We start from the raw sequence: 18,820 nt of genomic DNA, 5'->3' as shown, positions 1-18,820 counted from the left end.
GCGCGAGCGGACGTTCGAACCATGACTGACGCGCGCGACGTCACGCCGGCGGAGATCCTGGCATTCTGGCGCGCGGCCGGCAGCGATCGCTGGTACACGCCCGACGATGCGTTCGATGCAGAATTGCGCCATCGCTATCTCGACCTGTGGCGGAAGGCGGCGGGCGGCGAATTATCATCATGGGAGATGAGCGATGACGGCGCGCTGGCGCTCGTCATCGTGCTCGACCAGTTTCCCCGCAACATGTTCCGCGGCAATGCGCTGGCCTATTCGAGCGACGCGCTGGCGCGGGAGGTGGCACGCCGCGCCATCGATCGCGGGGTGGATGCGCGGGTCGATCCCGACCTGCTCGAATTCCTCTATCTGCCCTTCATGCATTCGGAGCATCTGCCCGACCAGCTTCGCTGCATCGAACTGTTCCGCAATGTCGGCAATGCGGAGCAGTTGAAATATGCCGAGCACCACGCCGGGATCATCCGCCGGTTCGGGCGTTTTCCCCACCGCAACCGCATCCTGGAACGCGCAACCACGCCCGACGAGCAGGCCTTTCTCGACGAGGGCGGTTTTTCCGGATGATGACGGAACGGTGAATATACGCGGCCGTTGCAGTTTTGGACCTTGCGAATATTGTGCCCGCAGGCTGCACGGTCTACAAAACTCCAGCTCAGTCAGGGAGAATGGACGATGACGATCCAAGTTGGCGACAAGCTGCCGGATGCCAAGTTTCGCGTGATGACCGAGGAAGGTCCGCAGGTGCGGACCACCGACGATGTCTTCAAGGGCAAGAAGGTGGCGCTGTTCGCGGTGCCCGGCGCCTACACCGGCACCTGCCACAAGATGCACCTGCCGAGCATCTTCCTCAACGCCTACGCGATCAAGGACAAGGGCGTCGACACCATTGCGATCGTCTCGGTCAACGATGCTTTCGTGATGAATGCGTGGAAGCGCGACACCGACCAGCGCGATGAAGCGCTGTTCCTCGCCGACGGCAATGCCGATTTCACCAAGGCGATCGGCATGGAGCTCGACGCGTCTGGTAATGGTCTCGGCATCCGCTCCAAGCGCTATTCGATGCTGATCGAGGACGGCGTGGTGAAAAAGCTCAACCTCGAACCGGCCCCGGGCAAGGTCGAGGTCTCCGGCGGCGACACGCTGCTGGCGCAGCTGTGAGACGACGACGTCGCCACAAGCGCGCTGTCATCGCCCGGCTTGACCGGGCGATCCAGTAAGCGGCGGCTTCTCCGTCTTCTCTCCAGCTTCTCTGGAATACTGGATCGCCCGCCTTCGCGGGCGATGACAGCGTGTAGGATGGTGGGCACGCTTCCGCCGAACTCGTTTGAACCGCGGCGCAAGAAGTCTCGTTGCCCACCACCAACTACGAACCGCCGACCTTCTCCTTCAACCGCGCCATGGCGATGCCGTCGCGGGCGAGCTGGTCGGCGCGCTCGTTTTCGGCGTGGCCGGCGTGGCCCTTGATCCAGTGCCAGCGCACCTCGTGCGGCTTCAGCGCGGCATCGAGACGCTGCCATAGCTCGACATTCTTCACCGGCTTCTTGTCGGCGGTGCGCCAGCCGTTGCGCTTCCAGCCGAAGATCCATCCTGTGATGCCTTGGCGGACATATTGGCTGTCGGTGGTGAGATCGACCACGCAGGGTTTCTTCAGCGCCTCCAGCGCCGAGATCGCCGCCATCAATTCCATGCGGTTGTTGGTGGTATGGGTCTCGCCGCCCTTCAATTCCTTCTCGACCTCGCCGAATTTCAGGATCGCGCCCCAGCCGCCCGGGCCGGGATTGCCGGAGCAGGCGCCATCGGTGAAGATGATCACGTGCGGCTTTTCGCTCACGCCACGCACCCTGCCTGCGTCACGCCGTAGTCGCCGAGCGTCTTCACGCTCTGCTGGAAGCGCAGCTTGCGCACATATTCCAGCGGGTCCTTGGGCTTCACCAGCGCGCCCGGTGGCACGTTGAGGAAATCGACCAGCCGCGTCAGCAGGAAGCGCAACGCGGCGCCGCGCGCGAGCAGCGGCAGCGCAGCCTGCTCTCCTTGCGACAACGGCCGCGCCCGGCCATACGCATTCAGCAGCGCGCGCGCTTTGGTCGCGTTGAAGGAATGATCCGGCTCGAAGCACCAGGCATTGAGGCAGATCGCCACGTCATAGGCCAGGATGTCGTTGCAGGAGAACGGGAAGTCGATCAGGCCGGACAGCCTGTCGCCGAGGAAGAACACGTTATCCGGAAACAGATCGGCGTGGATGACGCCGACCGGCAGATCGGTGGGCCAGTTCGCCTCGAGATAGCCAAGCTCGCGCTCGACGAAATCACGCAAGCCGGCCTGCACGCTGTCGGCACGCGCGCTGGCAAGATCGAACAGCGGACGCCAGCCGGCAACCGAGAGCGGATTCTGCCGGAACATCGGAAAATCCAGTCCGGCAAGATGCATCTTCGCCAGCGCCTCGCCGACGGCGCCGCAATGCCCGACATTCGGGCGCCGCGGCCACATGCCCTCGAGGAAATTGATGATCGCCGCCGGCCGGCCGGCGAGCCGGCTATAGACTTCGGCGTTGCGGTTTCGCGCGGGCTGCGGGCAGCTCACGCCGCGCTCGGCCAGATGCGCCATCAGCGACAGGAAATAGGGAAGATCATCCTCCGCCACGCGCTTTTCATAGAGCGTGAGGATAAACGAGCCGCGGCTCGTATGCAGCAGGAAGTTCGAATTCTCGACGCCCTCGGCGATGCCCTTGTAGGAGAGGAGATCGCCGATATCGTAGCTTTTGAGGAATTCCGCGAGCTCTTCGGCGGCGACGTCGGTGTAGACCGCCATAAAGGACTACTCGGCGGCAGCTTCGGGACGCAGCGAGCGCGGCAGCGGGAAGAACTCGTTTTCTTCCGCGGCCGAGACCGTCTCGACATGCAACTCATAGCGCTCGGCGAAGGCGTCCATGATCTCTTCGACGATCACTTCCGGGGCCGAGGCGCCGGCGGTGATGCCGAGGCTCTTGATGCCCTCGAAGCGTTCCCAGTCGATATCGCTGGCGCGCTGCGCCAGCACCGCGATCGGGCAGCCCTCGCGCTCGGCGACCTCGCGCAGGCGCTGCGAGTTGGAGGAGTTCGGCGCGCCGACGACGATCAGCGCGTCGACCACCGGCGCCACCTTCTTGACCGCGAGCTGGCGGTTGGTGGTGGCGTAGCAGATGTCTTCCTTGTGCGGCCCGTTGACGTTCGGGAAGCGTTCTTTCAGCAGCGCGACGATCTCGGCGGTGTCGTCGATCGACAGCGTGGTCTGGGTCACAAAGGCGAGGTTGTTGGGGTCCTTCGGGGTGAAGGTCTTGGCGTCCTCGGCGGTCTCGATCAGGGTCACGGCGCCCGGCGGCAACTGGCCGAGCGTGCCGACCACCTCCGGATGGTGGGAATGCCCGATCAGCAGGATCTCCCGGCCGCGCTTGAAATGGATCGCGGCTTCCCGGTGCACCTTGGTGACCAGCGGACAGGTGGCGTCCAGCGAGAACAAATGGCGTGCCTGCGCATCCGCCGGAACCGATTTCGGAACCCCATGGGCCGAAAACACCACCGGCGCGCTGGTATTTTCCGGGATTTCAGCCAGTTCCTCGACGAAAATCGCGCCCTTCTTCTTCAGCCCGTCGACGACATATTTGTTGTGGACGATCTCGTGGCGGACATAGACCGGGGCGCCATAGATGGTCAGCGCCCGTTCCACGGTGTCGATGGCCCTGACCACCCCGGCGCAGAAGCCGCGTGGCGAACAAAGCACGATTCTCAGGTCTGGTTTGGCTGGCATGGGAGTGATCTCGCGACCGAATCACCCCTTGCCGGCGGGCAGGGAACGGTCAGTTAGGTTAGGGCTTGAGCCCCGACTTGGGCTTGGTTTCGGTCGGTGTCAAGGCAGTTTAGCAGAACCATTGCGTCATCGGTACCCGAAGGCTTATATAGGGTTGAATTCCCGTCATCGCTGATGACCCGCAGGTTTCGCCTCCAAAGAGGTGGGCGAAGCACAAAGGAGATTTGCCATGAGCAACGCACCTCTGATGCCCAAGGCGACCGCCGTCTGGCTGCTCGACAATACCGCGCTGACCTTCGACCAGGTCGCCGATTTCACCAAGATGCACCCCTTGGAGATCCGCGCCATCGCCGACGGTGACGCCGCCCAGGGGATCAAGGGCATGGACCCGATCTCGACCGGCCAATTGAGCCGCGACGAGATCGAAAAGGGCGAAAAGGACCCCAATTACCGCCTCAGGCTCGGTGAGAGCAAGGTGGCGCTGCCGCCGGCCGCCAAGCGGAAGGGCCCACGCTACACCCCGGTGTCCCGCCGCCACGAGCGGCCGAGCGCGATTCTGTGGCTGGTCCGCAATCACCCCGAGCTGAAGGACGCCCAGATCATGCGGCTGGTCGGAACCACCAAGACCACGATCGCCAGCGTCCGCGACCGCACCCACTGGAACACCTCGACGCTGACCCCGATGGACCCGGTGACGCTCGGCCTGTGTTCGCAGATCGAGCTCGATTTCGAGGTGCAGCGCGCGGCCAAGGAGAAGCCCGCTGCATCCACCTATGGTGGCGCCACGCTGCTGCCGGCCTCCGAGACCACGCGGAAGGAACCGGAATTCGAGCCGACCGAAAAGCAGCGCGACGACCTCAACGTCGACGCCGTGTTCGCCAAGCTGAAGACGATCGGCGGCAAGAAGGAAGAGCAGGAATAAGCCTGGTTCGCTTCGAGCATCGAAATGCGAACGCGGCGGGATACCCGGCGCGCTTCTGTTTGGAGCGATGCAGCAAACGCCCACTCAATAGTCATACCCCGCGAATGCGGGGTATCCAGTACGCGGCAGCTTATCGGTCCGACGATTGACGTCTCTGGAATACTGGATCACCCGCTTTCGCGGGTGATGACGGCGGGCGGATGGCCGCTGCTCACGCCTTCTTCAAGAACTCCGTGCGCAACACCAGGCCCTTGACCTTGTCGGTGCGGCCTTCGATCTCGTCCTCGTTGTCGGTGAGGTGAATGTTCTTGATCACCGTGCCGCGCTTCAAGACGGTGGACGAGCCTTTCAGCTTCAGGTCCTTGATCAGCGTGACGCTGTCGCCTTCGGCGAGCGGCGTGCCGTTTGAATCCCTGACCTTGATGTCCATGTGGTGCTTTCCGCGATGAGCGCTGAGATGAGGGGATGACTTGACCGATCTCCCTTAGCGCAGGACGATCTCGTCCGTCACCTCATGCTGTTCGGCAGATGGCTCAAAGCCAAAGCGGATACGGCGCCGGGCCCGGCTCCCGGCGCCGCCCGCCCCTGCGGCGTCAGAACTTGTAGACGACGCCGCCGCCCACCAGCCATGGATCGATATTGGCGCGGCCGGTGACTGGAATGGCGTTGTTGACGGTTGCCGAATAATCCGGCCGCAGCCACAGCTTCTTGACGTCGACGTTGAGGCCCCAATGGCGGTCGAGCATGTAGTCGAAGCCGAACTGGACCGCGGCGCCGACCTGGTTACTGATGTGCAGATCCGTCACCGCAAGGCCGCCGACCGGCATGTTGGCCGCGGACTGGTTGAAGAACACGGTGTAGTTGATGCCGGCACCGATATACGGCTTGAACGCACCGAGTTCGGTGAAGTGATATTGCAGGGTCAGCGTCGGCGGCAGCAGCCATGCCTTACCGATGTCGAGCCCGTTGAGCGTCCCGGTGCCGCTGATGTGATGCCTGGTCGCGCCGAGGATCAGTTCGGCGGCGATGTTCGGGGTGAAGAAATAGGTGATGTCGAGCTCCGGAATCACCTGATCGCTGATCGAAAGCCCTGAATTCGGCGACGACAGGCCCGGGACACCGAAGACGTTGACCGAGCTGCCGCCCGCATCCGGCAGCACGCCGAGCGCGCGCACGCGGATCATCCAGGGGTTGAAGCTTTCAACCGGCGGCGGCGCCTTGGCCTTGTAGACCGGCGCCAGATCCGCAGCCTGCGCCGACATGGCAGCCCCACCGAACGCCGCCGCAAACACCAGCAGCGACGCCGTCACAATTGTTCTTGTTCTCATCAAATTCCCCATCGCCAAGTCCGCGCGGAAAGTCGCGCGTCGCCTCTGTCAGACCAGAAGCGGGACGGTGAAGGATTTGATGCGGATCAAACCAACCGGAACATGATGCGATTAAGTCGCGCCGTTGCAAAAGTATCACGGCAGCCGCTGATGCGATTAAGTCGTAGCGGTAACGCGCTGCCTCGCTCGTCATACCCGCGCCTGCGGTGTATCCAATACACGGTCGCCCTTTGGTTCAAGCACAACCAGCGCTGAATACTGGATGCCCGCCGGAGCCTGTCATCGGACGGCCGTTCGGCCGCCCCGGCGGCGCGCATGACGGCGGAAATCCGCGCAGCGCTACCCGAGCGCAATCTCTTCCGTCACTTCGTGCTTCAGCCCGACGGTGTCGATCGTCAGCGTCATCCTCGCCGCGAGCTTTTCGTTGCCCTTGAGGCGACCGGATTCGATGGCGTCGCGCACGGCCTTCTCGATCTCGCGCTGCGAGGTGATGCCGACGCGCTTGAGGAAGCGGCGCAGGCTTTCGTTGAAGACGTCTTCGTTCATGACGGTCCTCCTCTGCTCATGGCCTCACCGGATTGTTCAGCATGTCTTCGGCGAGATTGCGCTGCCGACGGTCGGTCCTCGCTTCGGCGTTCTGCCGCTGGACGTCGCGGTCCTTGCGGCAGGCGACATATTCCGGCGAGCCCTGCTGAACGTTGTTGGCGCGACAGAACGCGTCGTCATCGCCGGCGGCCTCGGCCAGAGGCGCCGTTCTCCGCTCGAGGCAGCCGACGAGCAGTGGCGCGAGCAGCAGGAGAGCGATGGAAAACCGCATTGAATTACGTCGCATGAGCCGTCCATTCATTCGTGTCGTCGTAGTCGCGCTTTGACCCGGCAATCCATCGAAATAAAGGCATTCTGCCAGAGATGATGGATATCGCACGCCGGCACCGTCATTCCGGGGCGCGTCGCAGACGCGAACCCGGAATCTCGAGATTCCGGGTTCGATGCTTCGCATCGCCCCGGAATGACGATGGGGAAACTACACCCTTCCCTTCAGCGCGTCGCCGATTTCGTCGAGCACCTTGGGGTCCTCGATCGTGGCCGGCATGGACCAGGCCTCGCCATCGGCGATCTTCTTGATGGTGCCGCGGAGGATCTTTCCGGAGCGCGTCTTCGGCAGGCGGCCGACGGTGATCGCGAGCTTGAAGGCGGCGACAGGACCGAGTTTCTCGCGCACCAATGCCACGATCTCCTTCTCGATCTCCACGGGCGGGCGGCTCACGCCGGCCTTCAGCACCAGGAAGCCGCAAGGCACCTCGCCCTTGATCGCGTCCCTGATGCCGAGCACGGCGCATTCGGCGACATCGGGATGCGAGGCCAATATTTCTTCCATGCCGCCGGTGGAGAGCCGGTGGCCGGCGACATTGATGATGTCGTCGGTGCGGCCCATCACCCAGACGTAGCCGTCCTCATCCTTGTAGCCGGCGTCCGAGGTTTTGTAATAGCCAGGGAATTCGGTGAGATAGGCTTCCTTGAAGCGCTCGTCCTGCTGCCACAGCGTCGGCAGGCAGGCGGGCGGCATCGGCAGCTTGATCACGATCGAGCCCATGGTGCCCGTAGGCACCGGACGCGCGGCTTCGTCGACGACGTCGACCTGATAGCCCGGCATCGGCACCGCCGGCGAGCCGTGCTTGACCGGGAGCATGCCGAGCCCCACCGGATTGCCGGCGATGCACCAGCCGGTCTCAGTCTGCCACCAATGATCGATCACCGGCACCTTCAATTGCGCCTCCGCCCACTCCACCGTCGGCGGATCGGCGCGCTCGCCGGCGAGGAACAGCGTGCGGAAGCTTGAGAGATCATATTTCCGGATGAACTTGCCTTCCGGATCCTCCTTGCGGATAGCACGGAAGGCCGTCGGCGCCGTGAAGAATGCAACCGCCTTGTGCTCGGAGATCACGCGCCAGAACGCGCCCGCATCAGGTGTGCCGACCGGCTTGCCCTCGTACATGATCGAGGTCGCGCCATGGAACAGCGGGCCGTAGACGATATAGCTGTGGCCGACGACCCAGCCGATGTCGGAGCCGCACCACCAGACCTCGCCCGGCTTGACCCCATAGAGATTGAACATCGACCACTTCAGCGCAACGAGATGCCCGCCATTGTCGCGCACGACGCCCTTCGGGATTCCCGTCGTGCCCGAAGTGTAGAGGATATAGAGCGGGTCGGTCGCGAGCACCGGGATGCAAGGCGCGGCCTTGCCGGCATCGAGCGCGGCACGGCGCAGATCGGCCCAGTCGCGATCGCGGCCGGCCGTGAGTTCGCAACCATGCTGCGGGCGCTGCACGATGATGCAGCCTTGCGGCTTGGCGCCGGCAAGCTTGATCGCCTCGTCCAACAGCGGCTTGTACTGCACGATGCGGCCGGGCTCGATGCCGCAGCTTGCCGAAAAGATCAGCTTCGGCTTGGCGTCGTCGATGCGGCTGGCCAACTCCTTTGCGGCAAAACCGCCGAACACCACGCTGTGCACCGCGCCGATGCGGGCACAGGCAAGCATCGCCACCACCGCTTCCGGCACCATCGGCATATAGAGAATGACGCGGTCGCCCTTCACAACGCCAAAATCCTGCATGACCGCAGCGAGCGTCTGCACCTCCTTCAGAAGTTCGGCATAGGTGAACTTCGTGACGCTGCCGGTAAGCGGGGAATCGTGGATCAATGCGACCTGTTCGGCGCGGCCGCCCGCGACGTGGCGGTCGAGCGCGTTGTAGCAGGTGTTGACGACCGCACCGGTGAACCAGCGCCCATAGACCCCGATCGAGGGATCGAAGATTTTCTTGGCCGGTTCGATCCAGTCGATCTCCCGCGCGGCCTCGCCCCAGAAGCCATCAGGATCAGCCAGCGAGCGGGCATGGACCTCATGATAGCGGCTCTTGTGAATGTTCATGGCGTTCCTCCCGGCGGTCGCCGGCCTCATCGAGGCAGGCGAATGGCATTCTTGCCGCCATTGTCACGGTAAGCGGCGCGGTTTCAAGCCGAAAGCGCAGGGGTTGTCGCCGCAACTAACGTCCATTAACCCCCATTCAGCTTCTGAAGCCGCTGCTGCATCGCCTTGTGCAGGTCGTAGCCGGGGCGACCGAACTGGGCGTTGCGGCGGGCGATGAATTCGTCCTGCTCGCGCTGCAGGGCGCGGGCGGCACGCGGGTTCTCGGCCTCGCGGACCACCCTGGCATTCGCCGCGAAGATCTCGCGGTCGAGATCGGCGAGCTCGGGATTGGCGCAGATGGCCTTTTCCACGGTGCGGCGAGCCCTGGCACAGTTGAAACTCGGCTTGCCGGCAACGGCCATCAGCGCGCCCAGACGCTCGAGCTCCAGCGCCAGCGATTTATAATTCGCGCGCGCCGCGGCATGATCCGGGTTCAGCTTGATCGCCGCGCCGAAATCAGCGAGTGCCTTGGGTCGGTCGCCCTTCCTGCGCCAGAGCTCGCCGCGCGCGTTGAAAGTATCGGCAAGGGTCGGATCCAGCCCGAGCGCGGAATCGTAATCGGAGATCGCGCGGTCGACCATGTCCTTTCGCGCATAGGCGTCACCACGCACGACCAGCGCCTTGGCGCGATCGGCCTTTTCGGCGTTTTCATTGTCGATCAGCTCAGTACAGAGAGCGACGACCTTGTCGTCATCATTTGCGCCGGCGGCAGCGAGGCATGGCGCCGGATCGGCCTGCACGTCCTTGAGCGGCTCGACGCTGGCTGCAAGTGCATGCTGCGCGAGCGCCATGCCAAGGCACGACGCGACAATGACGCATCGGTTGAAGAGCCAAAAGTGCATCGATTGGTCCGGCCGGAATTCTTGATCTCGAGCCGATGGTAGCAAATGACGCCTCCCCCGCACAGCGGGAGATTTGTCGCGATTCTTCGCTTGCTTATAGCCGCGCAAATAGATGCTAGATTAACGAGCGACTGCCAACGGGAATTCGACGCGTGTCAACCTTCGAATGGATCATCGTCCTGCTGCTCGTCGCCATTCCGCTGTCGGCGGTGGCGCGACGGATCAACGTGCCCTATCCGACCTTTCTTGCGGTCGGCGGCGTGCTGCTGACCTTCCTGCCGGCGGGGCCGTCCTGGACCTTGGAACCCAGTCTCGCGCTGGCGCTGTTCGTGGCGCCGGTGCTGCTCGACGCCGCGTTCGATACGTCGGTCCGCGACCTCCGCAACAACTGGTTGCCGGTATCGATGCTGGTGCTGGCGGCGGTCGGCACCACGACCACCGCCGTGGCACTGGTCGCGCATTGGCTGAAGCCGGACATGCCATGGGCCGCGGCGGTCGCATTGGGCGCCATCGTCGCGCCGCCGGACGCGGCGGCCGCGGTCACGGTGCTGCGCCAGGTGAACCTGCCCTATCGGCTGCTGAAGATCCTCGAAGGCGAAAGCCTGCTCAATGACGCCAGCGCGCTGCTGATCTATCGTATCGCCGTCGGCGCCGTCGCGGTCGATCACCTGAAGCTGCGTGAACTAGCGCCGTCGCTCGTGCTGGCAGTCATCGGCAGCCTGATCGCCGGCTATCTGTTCGCCCGGCTTTCGATGTTGCTGATGCGCCGCATGACTTACGCGCCGAGCGCGATCATCACCCAGTTCGGCGGCACGTTCATGGCGTGGATCATCGCCGAGCGGATCGGCCTGTCCGGCATCCTCACGATCGTCGTCTACGCCATCACCATGGCGCGCACCGCGCCGGCGCTGATGCCGGCACGGCTGCGCGTGCCGTCCTACGCAGTATGGGAGACCGTGGTGTTCGTGCTCAACGTCCTCGCCTTCATGCTGATCGGCATGCAGCTCAAACCGGTCTGGGCCGGGCTCGACGAGATCGTGCGCGTCCAATATTGCGCCTTTGCCGCAAGCGTGCTGGCGACCGTCGTCCTGGCGCGCATCGGCTGGGTGATGAGCTATGGCGCCGTCGTGAGGCGGCTGGTGGCGTGGGGGCTGTTTCATCCCCGGCGCGCCGCGCCGCCACCGACGGTCAAGGGCGGCATCATCGTGTCCTGGTGCGGCATGCGCGGCATCGTCACGCTGGCGGCCGCTTTTGCGCTGCCGGAAGATTTTCCGTATCGCGACCTCATTGTGCTGACCGCCTTTTCGGTGGTCCTTGGAACGCTGGTGATCCAGGGATTGACCCTGCGGCCCTTGATCCTGGCGCTGCGTCTGAAGGACGACGACCCGGTGGCGACCGAGGCTGCGCGCGCCCGCACCATCGTCTTTCGCGCCGCGCTGGAGGAGATCGACAGCGATCCGTCCGAAGAGGCCGAAATCCTCAGGCTGGAGTATCGCGCGCTTCTGATGCGCGCCGACACCGATCCGAGCGGCGGCGTCACGTCGAGCGAACTTCCCGCCGATCCCTTGAGGCGCCGCGCGATCAGCGCCGCCCGGCAATCGCTCTTGAGCTTGCGTGAATCGGAGGAGATCGGCGACGATGCCTTCCACCTGATCGAGGAGGAGCTCGATCGTGCGGAATTGAGCGCGCAGGCCTAGAGCATTTTCGGTTCTGATTGAATCAGAACCGAAGCTCTAGATTCTTGTTTTGACGCGTTTTCTTCACGCGAACCGTGTCCACTTCGCTCGAAAACGCTCTAGCGAGGCGTTGCGTGGCCGCCGCGCTTGACCGGCCCGGTCCCGGCCACCTCGCACAAGAGGTCGAACAGCCAGGCGAGGCCCGCATCCATCAGTGCGGCCTTCGGCGCGACGGCGCGGATCGAGAAGCTGCGGAGCCGCAATGGCACGTCCCTGCTTACCACCGCGAAGCGCGGGGCATGCATGGCTACGAAGCGCCGTGGCATCGTAGCGATCAACCCCTTCTCTGCGATCAGTGCGAGACCGGACGCGAAATCGGGCACGGTGAGCGCGACGCGACGGACGAGGCCCTGTTTTGCCAGCAGCTCATCGACGAAGCCGTGGGCGTCTGCCGTCATCGAGACGACCAGATGCTGCGCGCGGCAGAACCGCTCCAGTGTCGGCCGCACCGCGAACGGATGACGCGGACGTGCGACCACCACGAAATCCTCCTCATAAAGCAGGCGGGCGACAAAGCGCGGCGGAGCACGGTCGATCGGCGCGACAGCGATATCCATCGTCCCGCTCTCCAGTTCGGCAAGAACCGGCATCCATGCATGCTCGACCGACTGCCCGCCCCGCGGCGGCAGCAATTGCCGCAGCCCGATGTCGATTCCCGGAGCGCGGCTTTGCAATGCCGTAAGCAGCGGCGGCAGGAACACGGAGGAGACACCGTCCGGGGCGCCGATAACGAAACGCCGCACTGATTTCGCCGCGTCGAACGCTTCTGCTCCGGCAAGCACGTGACGGGCACGCGCCAGCACCTCCGCGATCGGTTCCGCCAGCGCCATGGCGCGCGCCGTCGGCACCACACCTTTCGGCGTGCGCAGAAACAGGGGATCGTTGAGCAGACGCCGCAACCGCGCGAGGCCGTGACTGACGGCCGATGGCGTCAGGTTGAGCCGCACGGCGGCACGGCCGACATGGCGCTCTCGAAAAATTACCTCGAACAGCGTCAGCAGGTTCAGATCGGTTCGGGCAAGATTAATTTCGTTCAGCATATCGTACAAATCATATCATTGGATTCATGACGTTCCAACGGCCAGTTTGGCGGCAACTGACGGAGCCGGGCTTTCGGTTGCGTCCATGGTCGGCCAGCAGGAGCAAGGCATGTCATTCCGCCAGGAAATCAGCAGCGCCGCGGCAAGTCGCGAGGGCTTTGTCGAACAGGAATTTCATGCCGGCAGGGATTTGCGTGTGGCCGAGGCGCATCCTGCTACGGCGGAACAGGTCGTTGCCTTCTGGCGGGAGGCCGGTCCCGCACTATGGTTTGCCAAGGACGCTGCGTTCGACCGGCTTTTTCGCGAGAGATTCCTGGACGCGCACGAAGCTGCCCTGCGAGGCGAACTCGAGGGCTGGCAAGCGACGCCGAATGGCGCGCTGGCATTGATCATCCTGCTGGATCAGTTTCCTCGCAACGCCTTCCGCAGCACGCCGCGGATGTATGCAAGCGATGCCCATGCCCGCGGAATTGCCGACAACGCGATTGTCAAAGAGCTGGATCAGCGCCTTCCGGACGATCTCAAGACCTTCATCTACCTTCCATTCGCGCATTCGGAAGATATCGCCGATCAGTCCCGCTCGGTCGCCTTGTTCCGGCAACTCGGAGAGCCCGGCGCTTCAAACGCACGGCGCCATAGGGACATCATCCAGCGGTTTGGTCGTTTTCCCCACCGCAACCCGATTCTCGGCCGCAGCATGACCATCGAGGAAGAGGATTTCCTCGATCGGGGCGGATATGCCGGATGATGAAAAGCTTCGCGCGATAGCGCCGGATCAACTGACCTTGCAGGTGATCCCGCCGTCGACGACGAGCTCGATGCCGGTGATATATTTCGATTCGTCGGAAGCCAGGAACAACGCCGCATTGGCGACGTCCCATGCTTCGCCCATGTGGCCCATCGGCACCTGGGCGTCGCGCGCGCGCCACATCTCCTCTACGTCGCCGGCGGAATAGCTGGCGGCAAGGCCGGCGGAATGCGCCACCATCGGCGTCTTCATCAGGCCGGGCAGGATCGCGTTCACGCGCACATGGTCGCGTGCGAACTGCACCGCCGTGGTGCGCGTCATCTGGTTCATCGCCGCTTTCGTGGTGGCGTAGGTGACGTAAGAGATGCCGAGATGGCGGATCGAGGCGATCGAGGAGATGTTGATGATCGAGCCGCCGCCCTGCTTCTGCATCACGGGAATCACGTGCTTCATCGCCAGATAGGCGCTCTTGAGGTTGACGGCGAAGACGCGGTCCCATTCCGCTTCGCTCACCTCGACCACGCTGCCCATCTCGGCGATGCCGACATTATTGTCGAGCACGTCGATGCGGCCGTACGTCTTCAGGCATGCCGCAACCATCGCCTCGACCTCGGCTGCACGAGAGACATCGGCAGCGAACGCCACTGCCTTGCCGCCCTCGCCGGTGATGATGCCGGCGGTCTCTTCCGCGGCTGCCCCGTTGCGGTCGACGCAGAACACGCTGGCGCCCTCGCGCGCAAAGGTGACGGCGGTCGCCTTGCCATTGCCCCAGCCCGGCCCGATCGAGCCGGCGCCGACCACCATCGCGATTTTGCCCTTGAGCCGATCCATTGGTTTCTCCCTTGTCGTTGTTCGTATTGCAGCGCGGCGCCCGCGGTCAACCCAATGCGGGAGGCGTGCCCAATGCAAAGTCCGCATGCATCATCCCAAAGTCGCACGCTCAACCCTTGCAACGCTTGCCCAAACGGGCATGAATGCGCCGCCCAAGACCCCGGCCGTCCAGCCGGGCCGCATGAGAACGTTCCGGGGGAAGCATGACCACAGAAGGCCGACCGTCAGGCAAATCGTCGCCCGGTGACGACGTCGTCCCCATATCCGAGGAGGCGCTGCACAAGGCGGAAACCTTCGTCGAGGCTGAGGAAGGCGCGACCAACCGCCTGATGGGCTGGGCGGGACGCATTTCGACCACGATCGCAGTGGTCATGAGCCTGTTCCATCTCTATGCGGCCTACGCGATCGTTCCTACCCAGGAACTTCGCTATACCCATGTCGCCTTCACGCTGGTGCTGAGCTTCCTGCTGTTTCCGCTGGCCACGCGGTTTCGCAACCGCGTCCGCTGGTGGGACATCGTGCCGGGCATCGTTGCGGTCGCAACCATCGTCTATGCGCTGTGGGGCGGCGAGGACTTCACCGACCGCGCCACCACGCCCGACCACCTGGATGTCATCGTCGGCATTGTCTTCATCGTGCTGCTATTGGAGGCGACGCGGCGCACCACCGGACCCATCATGCCCGTGGTGTCGCTGTTCTTCATCGCCTATGCGATGCTCGGTCCGCACCTGCCGGCACCGTGGACCCACCGCGGCTACGACCTGACCCGCCTGGTCGGCCATCTCTTCATCACGCTGGAAGGCATTTTCGGCGTCGCGGTCGATGTGTCAGCCACGCTGATCATTCTGTTCACGATCTATGGCGCATTCCTGCAGCAATCCGGCGCCGGGAAGTTCTTCATCGACTTCTCGCTGGCGCTGATGGGCGGCAAGCCGAACAGCGCCGGGCGGACGGTGGTGCTGTCGTCGTTCCTGCTCGGTGGGCCATCCGGCTCGGGCGTGGCCACCACCGTCATGATCGGCACCGTGGCCTATCCGATGCTGGCCAAGGCAGGATTCGAGAGAAACGCCGCCGGCGGATTGCTGGCGGCCGGTGGCCTGGGCGCGATCCTGTCGCCGCCGGTGCTGGGGGCGGCCGCGTTCCTGATCGCCGAGTTTCTCAAGATCAGCTATCTCGACGTGATCTGGATGGCGACCATCCCGACCTGCCTTTATTACATGTCGCTGCTGTTCATGGTCGAACTGGACGCCCGCAAGTTCGGCGCCAAGGACGTCAGCTTCACGCCGGAATTGACGCTCGGCCAGATGACGAAGCGCTACGGCTTCCACTTCGTCTCCCTGGCCGCCGTCGTGGTGTTCATGATCATCGGCTATTCGCCGTCACTGTCGGTGTTCTACGCCATCGTGGTCACCTTCGCGCTGAGCTTCCTGCGAAGAGAAACCGCGCTGATGCCCTCGAAGCTGGTGAAGGCGCTGGCCGACGGCTCGATCGGCGCGCTCAATGCCGCAACCACCTGCGCATGCGCCGGCATCGTCGTCGGCATCGTGACGCTGACGGGTCTTGGGCTCAAATTCTCGTCGATCGTGATCAGCTACGCCGGCGGCAGCCTGCTGCTGACCGCGATCTATACCTCGCTGATTGTCTGGATCATCGGTCTCGCGGTGCCGGTGACCGCCTCCTATATCATCTGCGCGGTGATCGCAGCACCGGCGCTGATCAAGCTCGGCGTGCCCGATTACGCCGCGCACATGTTCATCTTCTACTACGCCGTGCTGTCGGAGGTGTCGCCGCCGACAGCGCTGTCTCCGTTCGCGGCTGCCGCCATCACCGGCGGCGACCCTTACCGCACGACGCTGCAGTCATGGAAATATACCCTGCCGGCGTTCCTGGTGCCGTTTGTGTTCGTGCTCGACCCGCAGGGCGTCGGTCTGCTGCTGTCGATCCCCAAAGGCGGCTCGTGGGTCGATATCCTCGAAATCACGATCAAGACCACCATCGGCCTGCTGGCGCTCGCCGCGTTTGCCCAGAACTGGGCACTGCGACAAAATACGCCGGTCGAGAGCGGCCTGCTTCTGCTATCCGGATTGCTGCTGGTGTTTCCGAGTTTGATCGAAGCGATCGTCGAATGGATGATCGGCCGCGATATCAGCTACACCTACGTGCCCGGTCTCATCATCGGCCTCGGCGTATTGCTGTGGCAGGCCAGAACGCCGACGCCGACAAGACCGGCGCTTACGATTTAGTCAGGGAGTGATACGATGAAGAAACTGAAAAAGACTGTAGCGATACTGGCCGTGACGATTTCGGCCGGTCTCGCTTTCGCCGGCCTCGTCCATGCACAGCAGAAAACGATGTCGATCGGGACCGGCGGCACCGGCGGCGTCTACTATCCGCTCGGCGGCGCGGTCGCCAACGTGCTCTCGAAGAATCTTCCCAACGTGCAGGCCACCGCGGAGGTCACCGGCGGCTCGGTCGACAATCTCAAGCTGATCGGCACCGGACAGAGCGAAATGGGCTTCACCATGGCCGATGCCGCGCTCGATGCGCTGCAGGGTCAGGACAAGTTCAAGAACAACAAGGTGCCGCTGCAGGCGCTGCTGGTGGTCTATCCGAACCGCATGCATGTGGTGACCGTCGAAGGCACCGGCATCCAGACCATGGCTGACCTCAAGGGCAAGCGCGTTTCGACCGGTTCGCCCGGCAGCGCCACCGAAGTGATGGCGTTCCGTGTCATCGAAGCCGCCGGCCTCGACAAGGACAAGGACATGAAGCGCGAGCGGCTTGGCGTTGCCGAATCCGTCAACGCCATCAAGGACCGCAAGATCGATGCGTTCTTCTGGGTCGGTGGCATTCCGACCGCGGCGGTGACCGACCTGGCCGCGACCCCCGGCATCAAGATGAAACTGATCGACCATGGCGATCTGGCCGAGAAGATGAACGCCAAATACGGCAAGCTCTATTCCCCCAGCACGATCAAGGCGGGCTCCTATCCGGGCTACGACAAGGACAACTCCATCACCGAGGTCTGGAACCTGATCGTCACCGGCGACAAGATGAGCAACGACGATGCCTATGCGATCGTCAAGACGCTTGTGGAAAAGAAGGCCGACATCGTCGCCGTGCACAAGGAGGCCGAAAGCTTCTCGCTCGACAACCAGTCGCAGGATCGCTCCCCGATCCCGTTCCATCCCGGCGCGCTGAAATATTTCAAGGAAAAGGGTGTCGGCGGCTAACGCGCGTCTCAACCACAACTCCTGACCACCGCCGAGCGGCGCCATCGTGCGCCGCTCGATTTTTGGCGCCTCCCCCTCCGCATCTCTCAAGGACCTTCAAATGCGCTGTTCGACCGTCGCTTCGTCACCTCTCAGCCGCCGCTCGCTGCTGCGCGGCACCGCAGCACTTGCCGGCGCTTCGCTGCTGCCGCATTTGGCACGCGCCGCCGAATGGCCGACGCGGCCGGTCAAGCTCGTGGTGCCGTTTGCCGCCGGGGGCACCACCGACATCCTGGCCCGCGTCGTCGCGGCCAAGGTCTCGGAAGAGTTCGGTCAGCAGTTCATCGTCGAGAACAAGACCGGCGCGGGCGGCAATATCGCGGCCGACGCCGTCGCCAAGGCCGACCCTGACGGCTACACCTTCCTCGTGGGCACGCCGGGCACGCATGCGATCAATCCGTTCGTGTTCAAGAACATGCCGTTCGATCCGCTGAAGGATATCGCGCCGGTCATCATCATCGCGCGGGTGCCCAATCTCTGTTCGGTCACCAATTCGCTGCCGGTGAAGTCGGTCGCCGAACTGATCGACTACGCCAAGTCGAAGCGCGGCGAATTGTTCTTCGGCACGCCAGGGCTTGGCAGCACCGCTCATGTCTCGACCGAACTGTTCCGCTCGATGACGGGCGTCGAGATCACGCACGTGCCTTACAAGGGCAGCGCGCCGGCACTGACAGACCTGATCGCCGGCCGCGTGCATCTGATGATCGACAACCTGCCCGCCGCGCAGCCCTTCGCGGAGGCCGGACAGATCCGTCCGCTTGCAGTGTCCACGTCCAAGCGCTGGCCGCTATTGCCCGATCTTCCGACGATCGCGGAGGCGGGCGTCCCCGGTTATGAAGCCGCTTCCTGGTTCACGATCGCGGCTCCCGCGAAGACGCCGAAGGAGATCATCGATCGCCTCAATGCGAGCGTCGACAAATTCCTCAAGACCGAGGACGGGATTGCGCGCCTGCGCAAGCTCGGCGCCGAACCCGCCGGCGGCTCGGCCGAAGATATGCAGGCGTACGTGCTGGCAGAGACCGAGAAATGGGGCAAGGTCGCCAAATTCGCCGGCATCAAACCGGAGTGACGATCGGTAGCCGCATCGATCGCGTGAATGCTTTTCTCAAAACGGGAATCGATCACGACGGCGACCCCAAACAACCATAGACATTAACAGGTGCAGCCGCCGCGAATGACGCGGTGGCGCATCATTGCGAGCGCGCTTCGCACTGAATGGTGTCGGAGCACGGCATTTGCAGCCACGCATGCTCTCGCCTGGATTTTTTCATTACAATTTTAGCTTTATTGCTCTCTTTAACCCTACCTAAGCATTCATGGGGATTTGCAGGGAGT

Annotated in this window: 19 protein-coding genes; 8 read left to right on the top strand and 11 right to left on the bottom strand. The window is 63.6% G+C overall.

Annotated elements, in window-relative coordinates; translation table 11 throughout:
- The first annotated feature begins 21 nt into the window (after positions 1-21).
- Both I6F35_RS07545 and I6F35_RS07540 read left to right on the top strand, forming a co-directional pair.
- Positions 22-576, top strand: coding sequence for a DUF924 family protein (locus I6F35_RS07545; protein ID WP_225117020.1), 555 nt, complete (start codon positions 22-24; stop codon positions 574-576).
- A gap of 108 nt (positions 577-684) precedes the next feature.
- Positions 685-1,170, top strand: coding sequence for a peroxiredoxin (locus I6F35_RS07540; RefSeq protein ID WP_027579387.1), 486 nt, complete (start codon positions 685-687; stop codon positions 1,168-1,170).
- Between the two features lie 205 nt (positions 1,171-1,375).
- On the opposite strand, the gene rnhA is transcribed toward I6F35_RS07540, so the two are convergent.
- Genes rnhA through ispH form a run of 3 tightly spaced genes read right to left on the bottom strand, consistent with a single transcriptional unit; the run spans position 1,376 to position 3,795 of the window.
- Positions 1,376-1,843, bottom strand: a complete 468-nt coding sequence (gene rnhA, locus I6F35_RS07535; RefSeq protein ID WP_225117019.1) for a ribonuclease HI — start codon at positions 1,841-1,843, stop codon at positions 1,376-1,378.
- Positions 1,840-2,820, bottom strand: a complete 981-nt coding sequence (locus I6F35_RS07530; RefSeq protein WP_225117018.1) for a homoserine kinase — start codon at positions 2,818-2,820, stop codon at positions 1,840-1,842. Before I6F35_RS07530 ends, rnhA begins: the two co-directional genes overlap by 4 nt.
- Positions 2,821-2,826: 6 nt before the next feature.
- Positions 2,827-3,795 carry a 4-hydroxy-3-methylbut-2-enyl diphosphate reductase gene (gene ispH / locus I6F35_RS07525; RefSeq protein WP_225117017.1) on the bottom strand — a complete coding sequence of 323 codons (969 nt, stop codon included), beginning with the start codon at positions 3,793-3,795 and terminating at the stop codon, positions 2,827-2,829.
- 229 nt (positions 3,796-4,024) lie between these two features.
- Here ispH and I6F35_RS07520 point away from each other — a divergent pair, with 229 nt between their 5' ends.
- Positions 4,025-4,717 (top strand): cell cycle transcriptional regulator TrcR, encoded by a 693-nt coding sequence (locus I6F35_RS07520; RefSeq protein ID WP_225117016.1) that lies wholly within the window; start codon positions 4,025-4,027, stop codon positions 4,715-4,717.
- A gap of 211 nt (positions 4,718-4,928) precedes the next feature.
- Here the strand turns inward: I6F35_RS07520 and I6F35_RS07515 are convergent, their stop codons facing one another.
- The 6 genes from I6F35_RS07515 to I6F35_RS07490 form a co-directional block, all read right to left on the bottom strand.
- Entirely contained in the window at positions 4,929-5,147 is a 219-nt protein-coding gene (locus tag I6F35_RS07515) for an alkylphosphonate utilization protein (RefSeq protein WP_225117015.1), read from the bottom strand.
- A 163-nt stretch (positions 5,148-5,310) separates the two neighbouring features.
- Positions 5,311-6,045 (bottom strand): OmpW family protein, encoded by a 735-nt coding sequence (locus tag I6F35_RS07510; RefSeq protein ID WP_225117014.1) that lies wholly within the window; start codon positions 6,043-6,045, stop codon positions 5,311-5,313.
- 339 nt (positions 6,046-6,384) lie between these two features.
- A complete protein-coding gene (locus I6F35_RS07505) occupies positions 6,385-6,591 on the bottom strand; it encodes a DUF6494 family protein (RefSeq protein ID WP_225117013.1) in 207 nt (68 codons plus the stop codon).
- Between the two features lie 16 nt (positions 6,592-6,607).
- Positions 6,608-6,877 carry a hypothetical protein gene (locus tag I6F35_RS07500; RefSeq protein WP_225117012.1) on the bottom strand — a complete coding sequence of 90 codons (270 nt, stop codon included), beginning with the start codon at positions 6,875-6,877 and terminating at the stop codon, positions 6,608-6,610.
- A 192-nt stretch (positions 6,878-7,069) separates the two neighbouring features.
- Complete coding sequence (locus I6F35_RS07495) at positions 7,070-8,977, bottom strand: propionyl-CoA synthetase (protein ID WP_225117011.1); 1,908 nt, start codon at positions 8,975-8,977, stop codon at positions 7,070-7,072.
- A 125-nt stretch (positions 8,978-9,102) separates the two neighbouring features.
- The gene (locus I6F35_RS07490) at positions 9,103-9,807 is read right to left on the bottom strand and encodes a tetratricopeptide repeat protein (protein WP_225117197.1); all 705 of its coding nucleotides are present in this window, start codon (positions 9,805-9,807) and stop codon (positions 9,103-9,105) included.
- A gap of 203 nt (positions 9,808-10,010) precedes the next feature.
- On the opposite strand from I6F35_RS07490, the gene I6F35_RS07485 reads away from it, so the two are divergent.
- Positions 10,011-11,555 (top strand): sodium:proton antiporter, encoded by a 1,545-nt coding sequence (locus I6F35_RS07485; protein ID WP_225117010.1) that lies wholly within the window; start codon positions 10,011-10,013, stop codon positions 11,553-11,555.
- Between the two features lie 98 nt (positions 11,556-11,653).
- Here I6F35_RS07485 and I6F35_RS07480 read toward each other — a convergent pair whose 3' ends face one another.
- Positions 11,654-12,634 (bottom strand): LysR family transcriptional regulator, encoded by a 981-nt coding sequence (locus I6F35_RS07480; protein WP_225117009.1) that lies wholly within the window; start codon positions 12,632-12,634, stop codon positions 11,654-11,656.
- A 190-nt stretch (positions 12,635-12,824) separates the two neighbouring features.
- On the opposite strand from I6F35_RS07480, the gene I6F35_RS07475 reads away from it, so the two are divergent.
- Positions 12,825-13,382, top strand: coding sequence for a DUF924 family protein (locus I6F35_RS07475; RefSeq protein WP_225117196.1), 558 nt, complete (start codon positions 12,825-12,827; stop codon positions 13,380-13,382).
- A gap of 27 nt (positions 13,383-13,409) precedes the next feature.
- Here the strand turns inward: I6F35_RS07475 and I6F35_RS07470 are convergent, their stop codons facing one another.
- A complete protein-coding gene (locus I6F35_RS07470) occupies positions 13,410-14,213 on the bottom strand; it encodes a glucose 1-dehydrogenase (RefSeq protein ID WP_225117008.1) in 804 nt (267 codons plus the stop codon).
- Positions 14,214-14,416: 203 nt separating this feature from the next.
- On the opposite strand from I6F35_RS07470, the gene I6F35_RS07465 reads away from it, so the two are divergent.
- From I6F35_RS07465 to I6F35_RS07455, 3 genes are all read left to right on the top strand, one after another.
- Positions 14,417-16,456 (top strand): TRAP transporter fused permease subunit, encoded by a 2,040-nt coding sequence (locus tag I6F35_RS07465; protein WP_225117007.1) that lies wholly within the window; start codon positions 14,417-14,419, stop codon positions 16,454-16,456.
- Between the two features lie 15 nt (positions 16,457-16,471).
- Positions 16,472-17,446 carry a TAXI family TRAP transporter solute-binding subunit gene (locus I6F35_RS07460; RefSeq protein ID WP_225117006.1) on the top strand — a complete coding sequence of 325 codons (975 nt, stop codon included), beginning with the start codon at positions 16,472-16,474 and terminating at the stop codon, positions 17,444-17,446.
- A gap of 100 nt (positions 17,447-17,546) precedes the next feature.
- Positions 17,547-18,554, top strand: coding sequence for a tripartite tricarboxylate transporter substrate binding protein (locus I6F35_RS07455; RefSeq protein ID WP_225117005.1), 1,008 nt, complete (start codon positions 17,547-17,549; stop codon positions 18,552-18,554).
- Positions 18,555-18,820: the final 266 nt, after the last annotated feature.

This window comes from Bradyrhizobium sp. BRP22 (assembly GCF_020194175.1).
GTDB lineage: Bacteria > Pseudomonadota > Alphaproteobacteria > Rhizobiales > Xanthobacteraceae > Bradyrhizobium.
This window is presented reverse-complemented; position numbering and strand designations above follow the sequence as displayed.

Bases quoted from the DNA above. Each gene is read 5' to 3' on its own strand.
- I6F35_RS07545 (WP_225117020.1), top strand. From the start codon at position 22: ATGACTGACGCGCGCGACGTCACGCCGGCGGAGATCCTGGCATTCTGG.
- I6F35_RS07540 (WP_027579387.1), top strand. From the start codon at position 685: ATGACGATCCAAGTTGGCGACAAGCTGCCGGATGCCAAGTTTCGCGTG.
- I6F35_RS07530 (WP_225117018.1), bottom strand. From the start codon at position 2,820: ATGGCGGTCTACACCGACGTCGCCGCCGAAGAGCTCGCGGAATTCCTC.
- ispH (WP_225117017.1), bottom strand. From the start codon at position 3,795: ATGCCAGCCAAACCAGACCTGAGAATCGTGCTTTGTTCGCCACGCGGC.
- I6F35_RS07520 (WP_225117016.1), top strand. From the start codon at position 4,025: ATGAGCAACGCACCTCTGATGCCCAAGGCGACCGCCGTCTGGCTGCTC.
- I6F35_RS07515 (WP_225117015.1), bottom strand. From the start codon at position 5,147: ATGGACATCAAGGTCAGGGATTCAAACGGCACGCCGCTCGCCGAAGGC.
- I6F35_RS07510 (WP_225117014.1), bottom strand. From the start codon at position 6,045: ATGAGAACAAGAACAATTGTGACGGCGTCGCTGCTGGTGTTTGCGGCG.
- I6F35_RS07505 (WP_225117013.1), bottom strand. From the start codon at position 6,591: ATGAACGAAGACGTCTTCAACGAAAGCCTGCGCCGCTTCCTCAAGCGC.
- I6F35_RS07500 (WP_225117012.1), bottom strand. From the start codon at position 6,877: ATGCGACGTAATTCAATGCGGTTTTCCATCGCTCTCCTGCTGCTCGCG.
- I6F35_RS07495 (WP_225117011.1), bottom strand. From the start codon at position 8,977: ATGAACATTCACAAGAGCCGCTATCATGAGGTCCATGCCCGCTCGCTG.
- I6F35_RS07490 (WP_225117197.1), bottom strand. From the start codon at position 9,807: ATGGCGCTCGCGCAGCATGCACTTGCAGCCAGCGTCGAGCCGCTCAAG.
- I6F35_RS07480 (WP_225117009.1), bottom strand. From the start codon at position 12,634: ATGCTGAACGAAATTAATCTTGCCCGAACCGATCTGAACCTGCTGACG.
- I6F35_RS07470 (WP_225117008.1), bottom strand. From the start codon at position 14,213: ATGGATCGGCTCAAGGGCAAAATCGCGATGGTGGTCGGCGCCGGCTCG.
- I6F35_RS07465 (WP_225117007.1), top strand. From the start codon at position 14,417: ATGACCACAGAAGGCCGACCGTCAGGCAAATCGTCGCCCGGTGACGAC.
- I6F35_RS07460 (WP_225117006.1), top strand. From the start codon at position 16,472: ATGAAGAAACTGAAAAAGACTGTAGCGATACTGGCCGTGACGATTTCG.
- I6F35_RS07455 (WP_225117005.1), top strand. From the start codon at position 17,547: ATGCGCTGTTCGACCGTCGCTTCGTCACCTCTCAGCCGCCGCTCGCTG.